The sequence below is a fragment of the Shinella sp. OV683 genome (genome assembly GCF_057787725.1).
The window spans coordinates 5002192-5017719 of sequence record NZ_CM173543.1; the positions used below are offsets into that span (position 1 = coordinate 5002192).

13 protein-coding genes are annotated in these 15528 nt (G+C 61.3%); 1 reads left to right on the forward strand and 12 read right to left on the reverse strand.

Going from position 1 to position 15528, the window contains the following annotated elements; genetic code table 11:
* Positions 1-16: 16 nt before the first annotated feature.
* From ACXHRN_RS24220 to ACXHRN_RS24270, 11 genes are all read right to left on the reverse strand, one after another.
* Positions 17-1603 carry an ABC transporter substrate-binding protein gene (locus tag ACXHRN_RS24220; RefSeq protein ID WP_488638832.1) on the reverse strand — a complete coding sequence of 529 codons (1587 nt, stop codon included), beginning with the start codon at positions 1601-1603 and terminating at the stop codon, positions 17-19.
* Positions 1604-1606: 3 nt separating this feature from the next.
* Positions 1607-2302, reverse strand: coding sequence for a helix-turn-helix domain-containing protein (locus ACXHRN_RS24225; protein WP_488638833.1), 696 nt, complete (start codon positions 2300-2302; stop codon positions 1607-1609).
* A 175-nt stretch (positions 2303-2477) separates the two neighbouring features.
* Complete coding sequence (locus ACXHRN_RS24230; RefSeq protein WP_488638834.1) at positions 2478-3128, reverse strand: GntR family transcriptional regulator; 651 nt, start codon at positions 3126-3128, stop codon at positions 2478-2480.
* Positions 3129-3146: 18 nt separating this feature from the next.
* Positions 3147-3521 carry an oxalurate catabolism protein HpxZ gene (gene hpxZ / locus ACXHRN_RS24235; protein WP_488642006.1) on the reverse strand — a complete coding sequence of 125 codons (375 nt, stop codon included), beginning with the start codon at positions 3519-3521 and terminating at the stop codon, positions 3147-3149.
* Between the two features lie 12 nt (positions 3522-3533).
* Positions 3534-4217 carry a cysteine hydrolase family protein gene (locus ACXHRN_RS24240; RefSeq protein ID WP_488638835.1) on the reverse strand — a complete coding sequence of 228 codons (684 nt, stop codon included), beginning with the start codon at positions 4215-4217 and terminating at the stop codon, positions 3534-3536.
* A gap of 1 nt (position 4218) precedes the next feature.
* Positions 4219-5742: an ABC transporter ATP-binding protein gene (locus ACXHRN_RS24245; RefSeq protein ID WP_488642007.1), complete on the reverse strand. Its 1524-nt coding sequence runs from the start codon at positions 5740-5742 to the stop codon at positions 4219-4221.
* 5 nt (positions 5743-5747) lie between these two features.
* Positions 5748-6473 carry a biuret amidohydrolase gene (gene biuH, locus ACXHRN_RS24250; protein WP_488642008.1) on the reverse strand — a complete coding sequence of 242 codons (726 nt, stop codon included), beginning with the start codon at positions 6471-6473 and terminating at the stop codon, positions 5748-5750.
* 17 nt (positions 6474-6490) lie between these two features.
* Positions 6491-7414, reverse strand: a complete 924-nt coding sequence (locus tag ACXHRN_RS24255) for an ABC transporter permease (RefSeq protein WP_488638836.1) — start codon at positions 7412-7414, stop codon at positions 6491-6493.
* The gene (locus ACXHRN_RS24260) at positions 7411-8514 is read right to left on the reverse strand and encodes an ABC transporter permease (RefSeq protein ID WP_488638837.1); all 1104 of its coding nucleotides are present in this window, start codon (positions 8512-8514) and stop codon (positions 7411-7413) included. The genes ACXHRN_RS24255 and ACXHRN_RS24260 overlap by 4 nt, the downstream gene beginning before the upstream one ends.
* Positions 8515-8585: 71 nt before the next feature.
* Positions 8586-9692 (reverse strand): BMP family ABC transporter substrate-binding protein, encoded by a 1107-nt coding sequence (locus tag ACXHRN_RS24265; protein ID WP_488638838.1) that lies wholly within the window; start codon positions 9690-9692, stop codon positions 8586-8588.
* Between the two features lie 301 nt (positions 9693-9993).
* Positions 9994-11487: an outer membrane beta-barrel protein gene (locus tag ACXHRN_RS24270; RefSeq protein WP_488638839.1), complete on the reverse strand. Its 1494-nt coding sequence runs from the start codon at positions 11485-11487 to the stop codon at positions 9994-9996.
* Positions 11488-11742: 255 nt separating this feature from the next.
* Here ACXHRN_RS24270 and ACXHRN_RS24275 point away from each other — a divergent pair, with 255 nt between their 5' ends.
* Positions 11743-12738 (forward strand): KpsF/GutQ family sugar-phosphate isomerase, encoded by a 996-nt coding sequence (locus tag ACXHRN_RS24275; RefSeq protein WP_488638840.1) that lies wholly within the window; start codon positions 11743-11745, stop codon positions 12736-12738.
* Here ACXHRN_RS24275 and mutS read toward each other — a convergent pair whose 3' ends face one another.
* A complete protein-coding gene (gene mutS / locus ACXHRN_RS24280; RefSeq protein WP_488638841.1) occupies positions 12739-15453 on the reverse strand; it encodes a DNA mismatch repair protein MutS in 2715 nt (904 codons plus the stop codon). It abuts the gene before it with no gap.
* Between the last annotated feature and the right edge of the window lie 75 nt (positions 15454-15528).

Sequence of the window (15528 nt, forward strand, 5' to 3'; positions counted from 1 at the left end):
CACCCAGCGACCCCAGCTATTCCTTCATTTCCATGAAGCGGAAGTTGAAGCCGAAGCCAGACAGGGCATAGGCCTTGGCCGGGTCGGACAGAGCCGGAACGGAGACGCGGTTGCTGGCGGCAAACACGGCCGTCTGATCCTGCGCGAAGATGGTCGGTGCAAGCGCGATCAGGCGCTGGTTGAGCTCGGTATAGATCTTGGCGCGCTCAGCATCGTCGATCGTGGTGCGGCCCTTTTCAAGCAGCGCGTCGACGTCCTTGTCCTTCAGGTACTCCGGAGACATCCAGGTGCCGCCCGCCGTCGAATGATACATGCCGTAAAGCAGCGTATCGGGATCGCCGGTCATCGTGTTGACGAAGACCTGGCTGATATTCGGCGTATTTTCAGGCTTGGTGACCTGTTCCGAGAACAGTGCCCAAGGCAGCTTCCTGACCTCGGCCTTGATGCCGATCTCGCTGAAATTGGCCTGCATCAACAGTGCGAAACGCTCTTCGAGCGGCACTTCGCCGATCCAGGAGAGCTCGACCTTCATGTCTTCGGGCTTGTACTTGCATTTGGCGAGATGTTCCTTGGCCTTGTCGAGATCGCGCTTGATGGCCTGATCGGCCGGGAGCGAGCCCAGCATGCCGACCGGTAAGGCGCCGGTTGCCGGGCTGCCCTGCGAAACCTTGTCGGTGACGGCAACCATCTGCACGCCGGCCTGATAGTCGAAGGCGTAGGAGACCGCGAGGCGGCATTCGATATCGTCGAACGGCGCCTTTGACGTGTTCATCTTGATGTAGAATTCGCTTGAGCCCTTTTCGGTCAGAAGCTGAGCACCATCGGCCGCCAGCGACTTCAGGACTTCGGGCGGCAGCCATTGCGACGAGATGTCGTGTTCGCCCTGGGCGATCAGCGTGCGGACGGTTGCGGCTTCCAGACCGTAGCGAAGGCGCACGGTGTCCGGAGCCTTGGCGGGGACTTTCAGGAAGTAGTCGGCGTTTTTCGCCATGACCGTTTCTTCCTGCGGATTGTGCGACACGATCTTGTAGGCGCCGGTACCGGCGGAATGGCCGGAGAGATAGGCCTGGCCCCAATCCTTCATGTCACCGGTGCCGGCGGCGAGGTTTTCCATGACCAGCTTCTTGTCGACGATCGGCAGGCGGGTCAGCGACGAGACGAACGGCGCATAGATCTCCTTGAGCGTGAACTTTACGGTCGTGGGATCGACTACCTCGGCCTTTTCTACATTGGTGAAGAGGTAGGAGAGGCCCTGGCCAAGCGCCATCATGCGCTGGTAGGAGAACACCACGTCGTCTGCCATGACCGGATTGCCGCTCTGGAACTTCACATCCGGACGCAGCTTGAATGTGTAGGTCTTGCCGTCGGTTTCCCAGGACGCGGCAAGCAGCGGATCGAAGCCAGGCTGACCGGCCTTGGGCATCACCAGCGTGTCGTAGACGTTGTACATCAGGATGGAGTCGGCGTAGTCGGAGGCCTTCGCCGGATCGAGTTCACCGACCGCTACCTCGTCGAGGCGCAGCACAGTTTCGGCGGCGGCATAGCTATGGATGGAAGCGGCGGCGAGCAGTGCTGCGGCCAGCATTTTGAATGGCGTTCTCATTTTTTAGTTCCCCTTGCTTACTTTGAGTTTCTTAGGCGCACTGCGCCGGCTTGCAGCGCGCGTGACCACCAGGCTGGTATCTGGATCGCCGGATGGAACGCCGTCGCCGAAAACATCCATCGTGCAGGTATGGAAGATCGTCGCCGGTTTGTCGGTGTGGTTCCAGGTCGTGTGGGTGCGGCTCGACGGAAAGTGCACCGTGTCGCCGGTTTCAAGGATCATGACTTCGCCATCGATCTCGATCGTTAGCGCACCCTCGACCATGAAGAAGATCTCCTCGCCCTCATGTGACATCGGCTCGCTTCGGAAGCCCGGCGGCTCATGGATCAGCGTCGAGCGCAGCACATTGCCCGGGAAGGCGGCCGACAGCCGCTCATAGGTTACGGCGTTACCGGTGATGCCGCCAAGCCCATAGACGGGGCGGCTTTCGCGCCTTGTGACCGGTGCTTCATTCTTGGGCTGCTTGAAGAACGAGCCTATCTCGACCTTCAGCACACGGCAGACGGAAATCAGCGAAACCAGCGAGGGAACCGTGATGCCGCGTTCGATCTGGGAGATGAAGCCGACGGAGAACCCTGCCTGATCGGCGACCTCCTGGAGTGTCAGCTGAAGCGCCTTGCGCCGAAGGCGGAGGCGTTCACCGAGTGGATCGATCTCGGCGTCGCTGGACTCAGCTCTGATGTTTTCGTCTGTTCCCAATGGGATTCCCCATTTTTAGTATTACTTCAATTAAGCGGCGAGGATAGTTTATTGTCAATGACAAATTTTAGTGTCACTAAAATTTTGATGCTGCAACGCAACGGTAGCGCGCAGGAGTTGTCGCGGCCCCGGACGAAAATGTAAAGGACAGCCCAGGGCTGTCGAATGGGGTTGTTCAGCCGCCGGCGAATTCGTTCCAGGCGTCTTCCACCAGCGTGATATGCGAGCGCATATCGGCTTCCGCCTGCTGGCTGTTGCCGCGGAGGATCGCCTCGACGATCAGTCCATGTTCGGCATGCGATTTGGCGAGACGGCCAAGCGTGGAGAATTGCGCACGGCGGAAGGGCTGCAGCCTGAGACGCGTCGAGCGGGTCACGTCTTCAAGATAGGCGTTGTGCGAGCCGCAATAAATCGCGTTGTGAAAGGCTTCATTGGCCTTGATGTAAGCCAGACGATCACCAGCCGAGACGATCGCGGCCATGGAAATGTGCATCTGATCGAGGCCGTTGCGCTCGGCACCTGTCATCCGTTGCGCGCAATAGCCGGCGCACAGCGCTTCGAGATGACCCATCAGCTCGAACATACCAGCAAGAGCATCCGGGGCGGGCTTGGCGACGATGGTGCGGCTATGCGGCTTCTGCTCGACCAGGCCGCTGGCTGCCAGCAGCCTCAACGCTTCACGAATCGGCGTGCGCGACACCGAGAATTCGGTGGCGAGATTGGATTCATCGAGCACCGAGCCCGGAGACAGGATGCCGCCGATGATCCGCTCCGACAGCTGCCGGCGGATGTCCTCCGTCGATGTACGGGGGGTTTTCTTTAGCACGCGTCTAATCCGTGGGTTTCAGCCATCCATCATGCTCACATGCGCGGCGGCCACCTTCCAGCCACTCGCCGTCCTGACCCAGACCTGCGTCTGCCGCCCGATCTTGCCGGGCGTGTCGTCGCGCAGGAACTCGGTCGAGGCGGTTGCGCAATCGCGTCCGTAGCTGGTGATGACGGTACGGTCAAGCTTGCGCTCGAACGGCGCCTGCGTCTGCCGCCAGGCGATGATCTCAAGGTAGCCGTGCTGGACGTCGTTCAAGCCGTAGCGGACAGTCTGGGCGCTTTCGAGAAACATGGTGGCCAGCAGCGCATTGTCATTGACCAGCAGCGCCTTCTCGTAGACGTGGAATATCGCCTCGACTTCGGCGATGACTTCGGGATCGTTGATGACCATCAGCCTGCCCATTCATGCATGCGCGCGTTCCTTCTCGACCGCCATCTCCAATGCCGAGAGCGGCGCCACCCAGCCGACGATGCCACCTTGCGCCACGATCATCTCGATGGCTGCCGCTTTGAACGCTGCAAAATAGCTCTCGGTGGCATCCTCGACCAGCAGGCATTCATAGCCGCGATCATTGGCCTCGCGCATGGATGTCTGCACACAAACCTCGGTCGTCACGCCGGCAAACACCAGATGGGTGATGCCAAGCTCCTTCAGAGTTTCCTCAAGACCGGTCGCCCAGAACATGCCTTTGCCGGGCTTGTCGATGACGATTTCGCCGGGGATTGGGGCAAGACTGCCAACGATCTGGTTACCGGGTTCGCCGCGCACCAGCAGCCTGCCCATGGCGCCAGCTTCACCGATCTTCAGCGAGGGGTTGCCACGCCGGATTTTTGACGGCGGGCAATCTGACAGATCTGTTTTGTGGGCCTCGCGGGTATGTATGACCGGCCAGCCCTGCTTGCGGAACAGACCGATCAGGCCGACGACGGTCGGGATGATCGCCTCCAGCCGCGCGACATCGTTGCCGAGACTGTCGCCGAAACCGCCCTTTTCGATGAAATCGCGCTGCATATCGATAACCACCAGCGCCGTGTGCGCCGGATCGAGTTCATATGGACAGGGACGCGCTTTGACAGAAATCGCCATGTCAGTGCCCTGCCATATGCTGACCGATGGTGTTACGGTCGGTTTGCTCGATGGGTGAGATATAGGAGATCGTGCCGCCGGACATCACGGCGACGCGGTCTGCAAGTTCGAGGATTTCGTCGAGATCTTCCGACACCAGCAGCACGGCAGCGCCCCGGTTGCGCGCCTCCATGATCTGCGACCGGATATCAGCGACCGAGGCGAAATCCAGGCCGAAACAGGGATTGGCGACGATCAGCACGTCGACATCGCCGGAGAGTTCACGCGCCAGGATCGCCCTCTGTACGTTGCCGCCCGACAGAGTCTCGATCGGTGCTTCCGGCGAGGTGGTCTTGACGTTGTAGCGGGCGATCAGGTCCTGCGCCCTCTTCTTCATCGGACCGGGCCGCATCCACCAGCCGAGACTGGCGATCGGCGGTTTGTCGAACGAACGGAAGGCGATGTTTTCAGCGACGCTCATGCGCGGCACGGCGGCATTCTTCAGCGGTTCTTCCGGCAGGCCGAACACCTTGAAGCGGTCGAAATTGCCGCGCGTCGGGGTGAAATCCTTGCCGTGGATGAAGATCTGGCCCTGCCAAAGCGGCCTCTGGCCGGCCAGCGCCTCCACCAGCGCGCTCTGACCATTTCCCGACACGCCGGCAATGCCGACGATTTCGCCGGACTTGACCTTGAGATTGACGGCATGGATCGCCGGCAATCCGATTTCATCCTCGGCGAACAGGCCGGCGAGATCGAGGACGTCCTTGCGCTCGGTTTGCGGCATGCGGACCGCGCGCTCGCGCACCTCGGTGTCGCCGATCATCATCCGGCTCATGTCCTCGACGCTCGCCGTCTTGGCGTCGCCCTCGCCGGTCAGCCGGCCGCGCCGGAGCACCGAGAAGTGGTCGCAGAAGGTTTTTACCTCTCGGAACTTATGGGAAATCATCAGCACAGTGATCTCGCCGCGCTCGGTCATGCCGCGCAGCAGGCCAAGCATTTCGTCGGCCTCGCCCGGAGTCAGCACCGAGGTCGGCTCGTCGAGGATCATGAAACGCTGGTCGAGATAGAGCAGCTTGAGGATTTCGAGCTTCTGCTTTTCTCCAGCCGAAAGCGAAGACACCTGCTGGTCGAGCGGAACTTTGAACGGCATCGTCTCCATGAACGCGCCGAGCGCCTTGCGTTCCTTGGCCCAGTCGATGATAGCAGGCACGTCGGCGCGGGAGATGACGAGGTTTTCGGCGGCCGTCAGGCAGGGCACCAACGTGAAATGCTGGTAGACCATGCCGATGCCATGGGCCAGCGCATCCTTCGGCGAACCGATGGCCACCGGCTTGCCATCAAGTAGCACCTCGCCGCGTGTGGCGGAGTAGAAGCCCATGATGCATTTCACCAGCGTCGACTTACCGGCGCCGTTTTCGCCGAGAAGCGCGTGAAACGACCCCGGCTCGACATTGATCGAGACATCGCCGAGCGCGGTGAAATGCCCGAAGATCTTGGTCATGCCCCTGGTTTCGAGTGAGGGCGCGCGCTTTGGAGAAAGGATCATCCCGGTCATGATCTATCCCCCGGCAAAGCAGCGATGAAATCGACCGAATTGGAGACCGCACCAAACACGCCGCCTTGCATCTTGATCATATCCACGGCAGCAAGGTGGTTCTCAACCTTGGTCGCCGCACAACAATCCTCCAGCAGCAGGCACTCGTAGCCGCGGTCATTGGCGTCGCGCATCGTCGTGTGCACGCAGACATCGGTAGTGACGCCGGTGAAGACGATGTTGCGGATGTTCTTCATCGACAGGACCAGCTGGAAATCGGTGGCGAGGAAGGTGCCCTTGCCCGGTTTGTCGATAATTGCTTCGCCGGCTAATGGTTGCAATTCCGGGATGATCTCCCAGCCCGGCTCGCCACGCACCAGAATGCGTCCACACGGCCCCTGGTCGCCGATGCCGGCGCCGATACGCTGCGAGCGCCAGCGCTTGTTGGCGGGGAGGTCGGAGAGATCCGGCTTGTGACCCTCGCGGGTATGGATGATGAAGTAGCCCTTGGCGCGCATCGCAGCGAGCATGTTCTGGATCGGCCCGATCGGGGCGCGGGTCAACGAGATATCGTAGCCCATCGAGTCGACATAGCCGCCCGGCGCGCAGAAATCGGTCTGCATGTCGATAACGACAAGCGCCGTGTTGTGAGGACCCCAATCGCCGTCGAAGGGCCAGGGATAGGGATCGGCCGCGAGCGTGGTGCCGCCCTTTACGAATGCTGCGTCGACACGTTCATCCATCGTCGTCATGTCAGACCTCACTTATTGATGGAAAGCTCGCCGGGAACCTCGCGTGCCGCCGACTTCGATTGCGCCGAGGCAATCATGATGAACAGCGTCAGGATGTAGGGGGCGGCGTTGAAGAAGTAGTAGCCCTGGGAAATGCCGATCGACTGCAGCGCCGGCCCCAATGCACCGGCAGCGCCGAACAGCAAGGCTGCAGCCAGGCAGCGGATCGGCCCCCAGCGGGCAAAGATCACCAGCGCCACGGCCATCAGGCCCTGGCCTGAGGACAGGCCCTGGTTCCACGAACCGGGATAGTAAAGGGACAGGAAGGCGCCACCGATGCCGGCCATGAAGCCGCCGGTGGCGGTGGTGAGGAAGCGGACGAGATCGACCGAAACGCCCATGGCCTTGGCGGCAGGTGCGCTATCGCCGGTCATGCGGACGATGAGGCCCCATTTGGTGTTCTTGAGCGCCCACCATAGAAAGACGCCGAGCGCGATGCCGACGAAGAACAGCGGGTTGACGTCGAGCGCCTGGGCCAGCCGTGGGTCGCTGCTCCACGAACCCAGCGGAATGGCTTCGAGGCGTGGCGCGGTCGGCTGGATGTAGGGCTTGCCGAAGAAGAAGGCGAGGCCAGTGCCGAAACTCATGATGGCGATGCCGACCGCCATGTCGTTGACCTTCGGCAGCTTGCAGATATAGCCGTGGATAGCACCGAGCACCATGCCTGCAAGGCCTGCCGCGAACACGCCGAGCCAAGGACTGCCGGAGAGATAGGATCCCGCATAAGCGACCATCGCGCCCAGCACCAGCGAGCCCTCAAGGCCGAGATTGATCCGGCCGGATTTCTCCGTCAGGCACTCGCCGAGTGCGACGAACATGAAAGGGGTGGAGACACGGATCGCGCCGCCCAGCATGGCAATCAGCGCGGTAATCAGCATGTCGTCGCCGGTCATGTGCTGGCTCCCCGTTGCTGGAAGAATGGTATGCGGCCGTAGAAGGTCTCGCTGGTGAGCAGGATGACGAAGATCATGCCCTGGAGCACGAGGATCGTCGCATCCGGCAGGCCCATGCGCCGCTGGATGACCCCACCAGCCGCCGCCAGCGCACCGAACAAGACGGCAACCGGGATCACCGCCAGCGGCACCTGCCGGGCCAGAAAGGCGACAAGGATACCGGTGAAACCGTAGCCCGCGACAAGCGACGCATTTGCCTGGCCATGAATCGCGGCAACTTCGAAGAAGCCAGCAAGACCGGCACAGGCACCGGCAATGGCGCAGCACGAGACCAGGAGCAAGCCGACTGGCAGTCCCTGCGCTTTGGCAGCACGAGGATTGCCGCCGGTCATGCGCGCGGCAAAGCCAAACGTGGTGCGCGTCATCAGGAGATGCAGCAATATGGCGAGGGCAATGCCAGCCGCCAGTCCCCAATGGACCGAAGTGCCGGGGATCGACCCGACGCGATAGATATCACCGATCGGCATGGTCGACGGCTTGTTGGCCGATGCCGGATCGCGGAGGATGCCCTCGACGAAGAAATTCATGATGGCGATGGCGATGTAGGAAAGGAGCAGCGACGAGATCGTTTCGTTGACGCCACGATAGTGCCGCAGCCAGCCGGTCAGGCCGAGCCAGAAGCTGCCTGCCAGCATGCCGGCGATGGCCATCAACGGCAGGGTTATGATTGGCGGCACACCGTGGGTGACCAGCGGAATGGCGATCGCCGCCGACGAAAAGCCGCCAAGCACCAATGCTCCTTCGCCGCCAATCATCGTCAGTCCGATCCGGGCGGGGATAGCGAAGGCAAGCCCGGTCAGTACCAGCGGGGCTGCGCGTTGCAGCGAGTTCTGAAACGAGAAGCTCGAGCCGAAGCCGCCAGTCCAGATCAGCGAATAGAACATAGCGGGCGATTTACCGAGCGCCAGCAGGAAGATCGAGAACAGCAACGCAGAAACCAGAAGCGCCGCGATGGGTATGAACAGGGCTTCTGCGAATTTCAACGTCGCCAGGCTGGGCACTCTGATGGTTGCCGTGGGCGCGATGGCTTCAACGCTCATCGTCTTGCTCCTTCAGTTCATCGAGGAAGCGCCAGGCGCGTCGACCGCGCCCGGGCAGGTCGCGACAAAGATCAGGTGATCGAGCCCTCGACGCCTTCGAGCAGCCAGTTCATGCCGTCGAGATAGGGGTCATAGTTGGTGTAGGTCTTGTCGACGACGACCTTGCCGGTGTTGTCCTTCAGCGTGCCGGCATAGATCGGGTCACCCTTGCGCATCTTGTCGATCGCGGCGTCAGCCGCCTTGATCGCCTCCGGTGTTGCGCCCGCGCCATAGGACGTGTTGCGCAACATGTCCTGGTCATAGCCACCGACCAGGAAATTCGGCAGCGGCTTGCCGGCAGCAATGTCGGCAGCATAGGACTTGTAGATCGTTTCCCACTTGTATTCGGCGCCGGTAATGAAGCCCTTGGGCGCCAGCGATGCCTGCGAGGCATTGTGACCGCAGGTCTTGACGCCACGACCCTCAGCCGTTTCGATCACCACTTTGGGACTGTCGACGTGACAGGTGATGACTTCACAGCCGGCATCGACCAGCGCATTGGTGGCTTCTGCCTCGCGCACCGGCAGCGACCATTCGCCGGTGAAGATGACATGCACGGTCGCCTTGGGATTGACGCTGCGGGCGCCCAGCAGCACCGAATTGATGTTGGATAGCACGGACGGGATGGGCTTGGCGGCGACGAAGCCGATCTTGCCGCCGGGCGCCGAGAGGCCGGCGGCGACGCCATCCACATAATGGGCCTGATTGAGATAGGGGAAGTACGAGCCCGCGTTCTTGGGATCCGTGTCCTTGTTCCAAAGTGGCGCGGCATGGCGAAATTCGACCGCCGGATATTTTGCCGCCAGCTCAGCCACGAACGGCTTATAGTAGCCAAACGAGGTCGCCAGAACGAGGTTGGCGCCATCGATGTTGATCATCGACTCCATCGATTTCGACACGGCGTCGGTCTCAGGGACATTCTCTTCCTCGACAACGGTGACGCCGGGGACGGCCTTCAGCGCCGCGATGGCGACGGCATGGGCCTGGTTCCAGCCGAAATCGTCACGCGGGCCGACATAGACGACGCCGACGATGACGGCGGTTTCGGCGCGGGCGAAAGAGAAGGGCAAGGCACTGGCAGCCAAGCCGGCAGCACCGACTTTAAGCAATCTACGGCGGGAAATTTCCGAATAGGTCATGGCAGGCTCCCTCAACAAAGGCGCATCATGCGCTCCGGGAGTAGAAACGCAAATTGCATGCCAGATTTTTCGGTGCGATAAGCCCATGAAATTATAGAGGAAAAAATCTGAGTAGAATTCAATTCAGCGGGACAAGCCCTATTTACAGCCTAAAATTGCGTCATATAGAAATCGATGACTAAAATTTAGCCTTTTGGTGGCGAATTGCATACAACTCTTCGCGTGGGATAGTTCGACTGCCGCAATTATCTTCTGCCCAGTCTCGGGAAATGTCGAGATGAATCTCGGAAAGCCCTGGATATCAGCGCTTGAAGGCGATGCCGACCAAGCCGGTGAAGACCTCCTGGTTCGGGGCCTTGCTCTGCTGGGTTCGTTCCCAGGTTACATCGCTGGTCAGGTCGATCGAACGCGACAGGCCCCATGTCAGGCCGGCGCCGGCATTGAAGACCGTCTGCTGGGGCACGCTTTGTTCCGAGTAGTCGCGCCAGGTGAACGAGCCGGAAACACGGCCGGACAGCTGCTCGATGATTACCTGCGTCAGGGCGGCACTTGCCGTGTAGGCTACTGAGCCGCTGGCTCCGGCGGTGGTCGATGGCTCGATTTCGGTCTTCAGGCCAGCCAGGACATCGGTGCCGCGTTGCGGCGACCATGTCGCATTGCCGTCGACTGTCCAGGCGGAGATTGCCTTGAGCCTGTCGTCATCGAACTCCGCACGTGCCAACCCAGTCGACAGTTCGCCGCGCAGCTTGTCGCCAAAATCGCCCTCGACGCCGGCCTTCAGCGCGTAGAGCGTGGCATCCCGGACATAGCCAAGCGAGTCCTTCTGATTGTCATAGATGACCTGCCCGTAGGAAGCCTCGAGGAATGGGATCAGGGCCGGCGACAGTTCGTAGCCGATCCGGCCACGCACTATGGCTTCGTTGTTGTCGCGATCGGATTGATCGATCCGCGTGCCGTTCTCGAGTGTTGCCTCCCCATAGGTTTCGCGCGTGAAGTCGATGCCGGCCGTGCCACGAATGAGGCCGAGATCGTGGGTTACTTCTGCGGTTGCCGTGTAGGTGGAGACCTGCGCCTGATTTTCGGCGGCGGAAATGGCATTGGGGTCGCCGACATCTTCGCGCTGCAGCGAATACCCGGCCTTCAGCCGCGCTGTTGTGTCGTTGGACAGATCGAGCCGCAGCTCGGCATTGATATCGCCTTCCGGATTGTCATCGGGAATACCGCTCAGGGTCTTGTCCCATGTACCTTCAGCATCGATCTTCAGCTGATGCAGCGACCAGTCTGAAACCAGCGAACCCTTGAAGCCGGTCTGCAGGTAGGTCCGCGTCGATGTGTCCTTGCCAGTCGTGGTGCTTTCTGTGCCCAGCGATTCCGAGATCGTCGGCCGGAAGGTCATCGTGCCGACAGCAATGCCGGGTGTTTGGGTGGGATCCTCGGGCAGCTTCGGGCGCAGGCCGTCGACAGTTTCCTCGCGGTCGTTCTGCCGGCGTAGCTCTTTGAGGGCCGCCGCGTTGAGCGTTGCGTCGGTCACGTCTTCGGCATCCGGATCGGGCACAGTCGCAGTGTCGGGATCGGCGTCCTGATCGTCGGCAGACTGTTGCACACCTATTGTCGTCGTGCGGAGCTTGCTGTTCGTCTGGTCGAATGTGGGATTATTGGTGTCGTTGCTGCTGGTTAGCGTCGCGGACTGGGAAAGCGCCTGCCCCGGCACGCCGAAAGCAGCCAGATGCACCGCCAGCAATGCTGCCGGCAGACATCTCAATGCGAGGTCGGTCGATGGGCTACGGGTGTTCATGCGGGAAGCGGCCGGTGTTTGGCGGATCAATAGTTATTACCTAGGGGTAAAGGAGCAAGGTTAACCAATCGTTTCCCGGGGCGTCAGCGACTCCTCGATCGGCCATAAAAGCGGCGGATTTCTATTGTGTCAGCGCTCTGATCAGGAGGAGGAGACTCGCAAACTCGTGGATATCTCCCGGTTGTGGGCGGCTTTTCAATCGATTGAGAGATTTTCCGGTCTGGACAGAGCAAAAAAGAGGAGTAAATCAACCGCATGACAGAAAACATCCTGAAGCTGCCAGACAGCGACGCCGCCCGTTCCGCGATCCGTACGTTGAAGGCGGAAAAATCCGGCCTTGCCGATCTCGAAAAGGCGCTTGGCAACGGCCTTGCGCGGCCGTTCGAGGAAACCGTGCAACGCATCGTGACGCTGCCGGGTCGCGTCGTCGTCACCGGCATCGGCAAGAGTGGTCATGTCGGCACCAAGATCGCCGCCACCTTTGCCTCGACCGGCACGCCGTCCTTTTTCGTCCATCCCGTCGAGGCCAATCATGGCGACCTCGGCATGATCACCACACGCGATGCGATCATCGCGCTTTCCTGGAGCGGCGAGACGTCTGAGCTTCGCGGCATCGTCGCCTATTCGAGGCGGTTTTCGATTCCGCTGATTGCCTTGACCTCGGGCGAGAATTCGACGCTGGCGCGCGAGGCCGATATCGTGCTGTGCCTGCCAAAATCGCAGGAAGCCTGCCCGCATGGGCTGGCGCCCACCACGTCCTCGATCATGCAGCTTGCCATGGGCGATGCGCTGGCCGTGGCTCTGCTCGAGGCACGTGGCTTCACCGCCGTCGATTTCAAGACCTTCCATCCCGGCGGAAAGCTGGGTGCGACGCTCGCCCATGTCGGCGACGTCATGCATGGCGATGAAAGCCTGCCGCTGGTGGCCCTCGGCACACCTGTACCGGAAGCGGTGATGACACTGTCGCACAAGCGCTTCGGCTGCGTTGGCGTGGTGGGAGAAGACGGCGTGCTGGCCGGGATCGTCACCGACGGCGATATCGCCCGGCGCCTCGACAAGAATCTCGTCGAGATGAAGGTTGAGGAGATCATGACCAAGAACCCCAAGACCGTGCGCAAAAACACGCTGGCGACGAGCGCCATGGGCCTGCTCAATCTCTACAACATCTCGGCGCTGATGGTGACCGACGAGGACAATCGTCCGGTCGGTATCGTGCACTTCCACGATCTGTTGCGGATCGGCGTCGCCTGATCAGCCGAGTTCCTTCTTTAGCGCATAGAGCGCTTCCAATGCATCGCGCGGCGTCATTTCGTCGGGATGCAGGGCCTTGAGCAGGTCCTCCACCTTGGACGGCTTGGAGGATTTCGGCTCCTCGCGGCGCACTGCCGCCTGAAACAGCGGCAGGTCGTCGATCAGGGTTACCGCCGGGTTCTTGCGGTCGGCATCTTCCAGCAAAGTGAGAACCTCGCGGGCACGCGATACGACCGAGGCCGGCAACCCGGCCAGGCGAGCGACCTGGATACCGTAGGAACGGTCGGCGGCGCCGGGTCCCACTTCATGCAGGAAGATGACGTCGCCATCCCACTCCTTGACCCGCATCGTGGCATTGGCCATGCGCGGCAGCTTTTCCGACAGCACCGTCAATTCGTGGAAATGGGTAGCAAACAGCGACCGGCATCGATTGACCTCATGGAGGTGCTCGACCGCCGCCCAGGCGATCGACAAGCCGTCGAAGGTGGCAGTGCCCCGGCCGATCTCGTCGAGAATGACCAGCGAGCGCGGCGTGGCCTGATTGAGGATCGCCGCCGTCTCGACCATCTCGACCATGAAGGTCGAGCGGCCCCGCGCCAGATCGTCGGACGCGCCAACGCGTGAAAACAGCCGGTCGACGACCCCGATGTTGGCGGCGGCGGCAGGCACGAAGGAACCCATCTGCGCCATGATGGCAATCAGGGCATTCTGGCGCAGGAACGTCGATTTACCACCCATATTCGGGCCGGTGATCAGCCAGATCGCCCCATTCACCTGGCCATCGAGCGGCGAGAGGTCGCAATTGTTGGCGACGAAGGCATTTTGCGCTGACTTGCGCAGCGCCTGTTCGACAACCGGATGGCGGCCGCCCTCGATGCGGAAATCCTGGCTGTCGTCCACCGCTGGTCGGCAATAGGCCTGCTCGTCGGCAAGAGCCGCGAGCGATGCGGACACATCGACCACCGCAATCGCGAGCGCTGCAGCCTTGATCGCATCGGCCGACTTGACCACCGCTTCCGTGAGCTGGTCGAAAATGCCGAGTTCGATTGCCAGTGCCTTTTCGGCGGCGTTGGCGATGCGGCTTTCAAGGTCGGACAGTTCGACAGTGGTGAACCGCATGGCGTTGGCAATGGTCTGGCGATGGATGAAACGCGCCCGCCGCTCAGGCGTCTCCGTCAAGGCACCGGCGGTGCCTGCCGTCAGTTCGATGAAATAGCCCAGCACATTGTTGTGCTTGATCTTCAGCGACTTGACGCCGGTTTCCTCCGAATAGGAGGCCTGCAGCCCGACGATCACCCGGCGCGACTGACCGCGCAATTCCCGGAGTTCATCGAGATCGGCGAGCGCGCCATCGCGAACGAAACCGCCGTCGCGCTTCAATAACGGCAGGTCTTCGGCGAGCAGGTCGGCGAGTTGGTCGGTCAGTTCGAACGGCACGGCGCCCAGGCCGGCAAAGGCTTCGGCAAGCTCCGATGGAAGACGCTTGGCCGACAGCATCGCGGCTAGCGAACGAGCTGCCTCGAGACCCCTCAGCACCGCTGCAAGATCGCGTGGTCCACCGCGATCGAGCGCTAGCCGTGACAGCGCGCGCGGCATATCTGGTGCGTGTTTCAGCTCCTGCCTGATGTAGTCGGTCAAGCGCTGCTCGTCGAGGAAAAACGAAATGGAATCGAGCCGCTCATTGATGCGCTCCGCGTCGGTGAGCGGCGACATCAGCCGTTCGCCGAGCAATCGCGCTCCGCCACCCGTCACGGTCCGGTCGATGGCCTTGAGCAGCGAGCCATTGCGGTCGCCGGAGAGGGTTTTGACCAGTTCCAGATTGGCGCGGGTGGCCGGATCGATCAGCAGGGTCGAGGCGGCATTTTCGCGTTCCGGGTGGCCGAGCGCCGGCCGCTCGGCCAGCTGCGTCTTTTCGACATAGGCGACGGCCGCGGCACCTGCGGAAAGCTCGGCGCGGCTGAACGTGCCAAATCCATCGAGTGCTTTGATATCATAATAGCGTGCTATGCGATTCTCAGCAGTGGCGGAGTCAAACAGCACAGCCGGCTGTGGACTGACGACTTTACCAAGGATATCGAAAGTCGGGCGCAATTCGGGATCGTGGAACAGCGTGTCGGCGACGATCAGTTCCTTGGGGTCGATGCGCATGATGTCGGAGAGCAGCCGATAGACATCGGTCTCCGCCAGCCGGAAAATGCCGGTCGAGATGTCGATCCAGGCCAACGCATATTGCGGGCGATCGCCACCCTTGATGCGCGCCAGCGTCATCAGGTAATTGGTGTCGCCGGGATTGAGGAGTTTCTCCTCGGTGATTGTGCCGGGCGTGACCAGGCGAACGACGTCGCGCTTGACGACCGATTTGCCGCCGCGCTTCTTGGCTTCCGCCGGATCCTCGGTCTGCTCGCAGACCGCCACCCGATAGCCGAAGCCGATCAGCTTCTGCAGGTAATCGTCGGCGGCATGCACCGGCACGCCGCACATCGGGATGTCCTGACCGAGATGCTGGCCACGCCGCGTCAGCGTGATGCCGAGCGCGCGCGATGCCTCGACGGCATCTTCAAAGAACAGCTCGTAGAAATCGCCCATGCGGTAGAACAGCAGGCTGTCGGCGTTGTTCGCCTTGATCTCGATATACTGCTCCATCATCGGCGTGGCGGAGAGACGGCTCTCTTCCGTGGCCAACTGGGCAACTGTCAGGGCATCGAAATTTGTCATACTGTTCTTTGACAATGGGTGGTGGGTGTCTAAAGTAGGCGACACTAGCCGCAAGGGAGGCGGTGACACAATAAG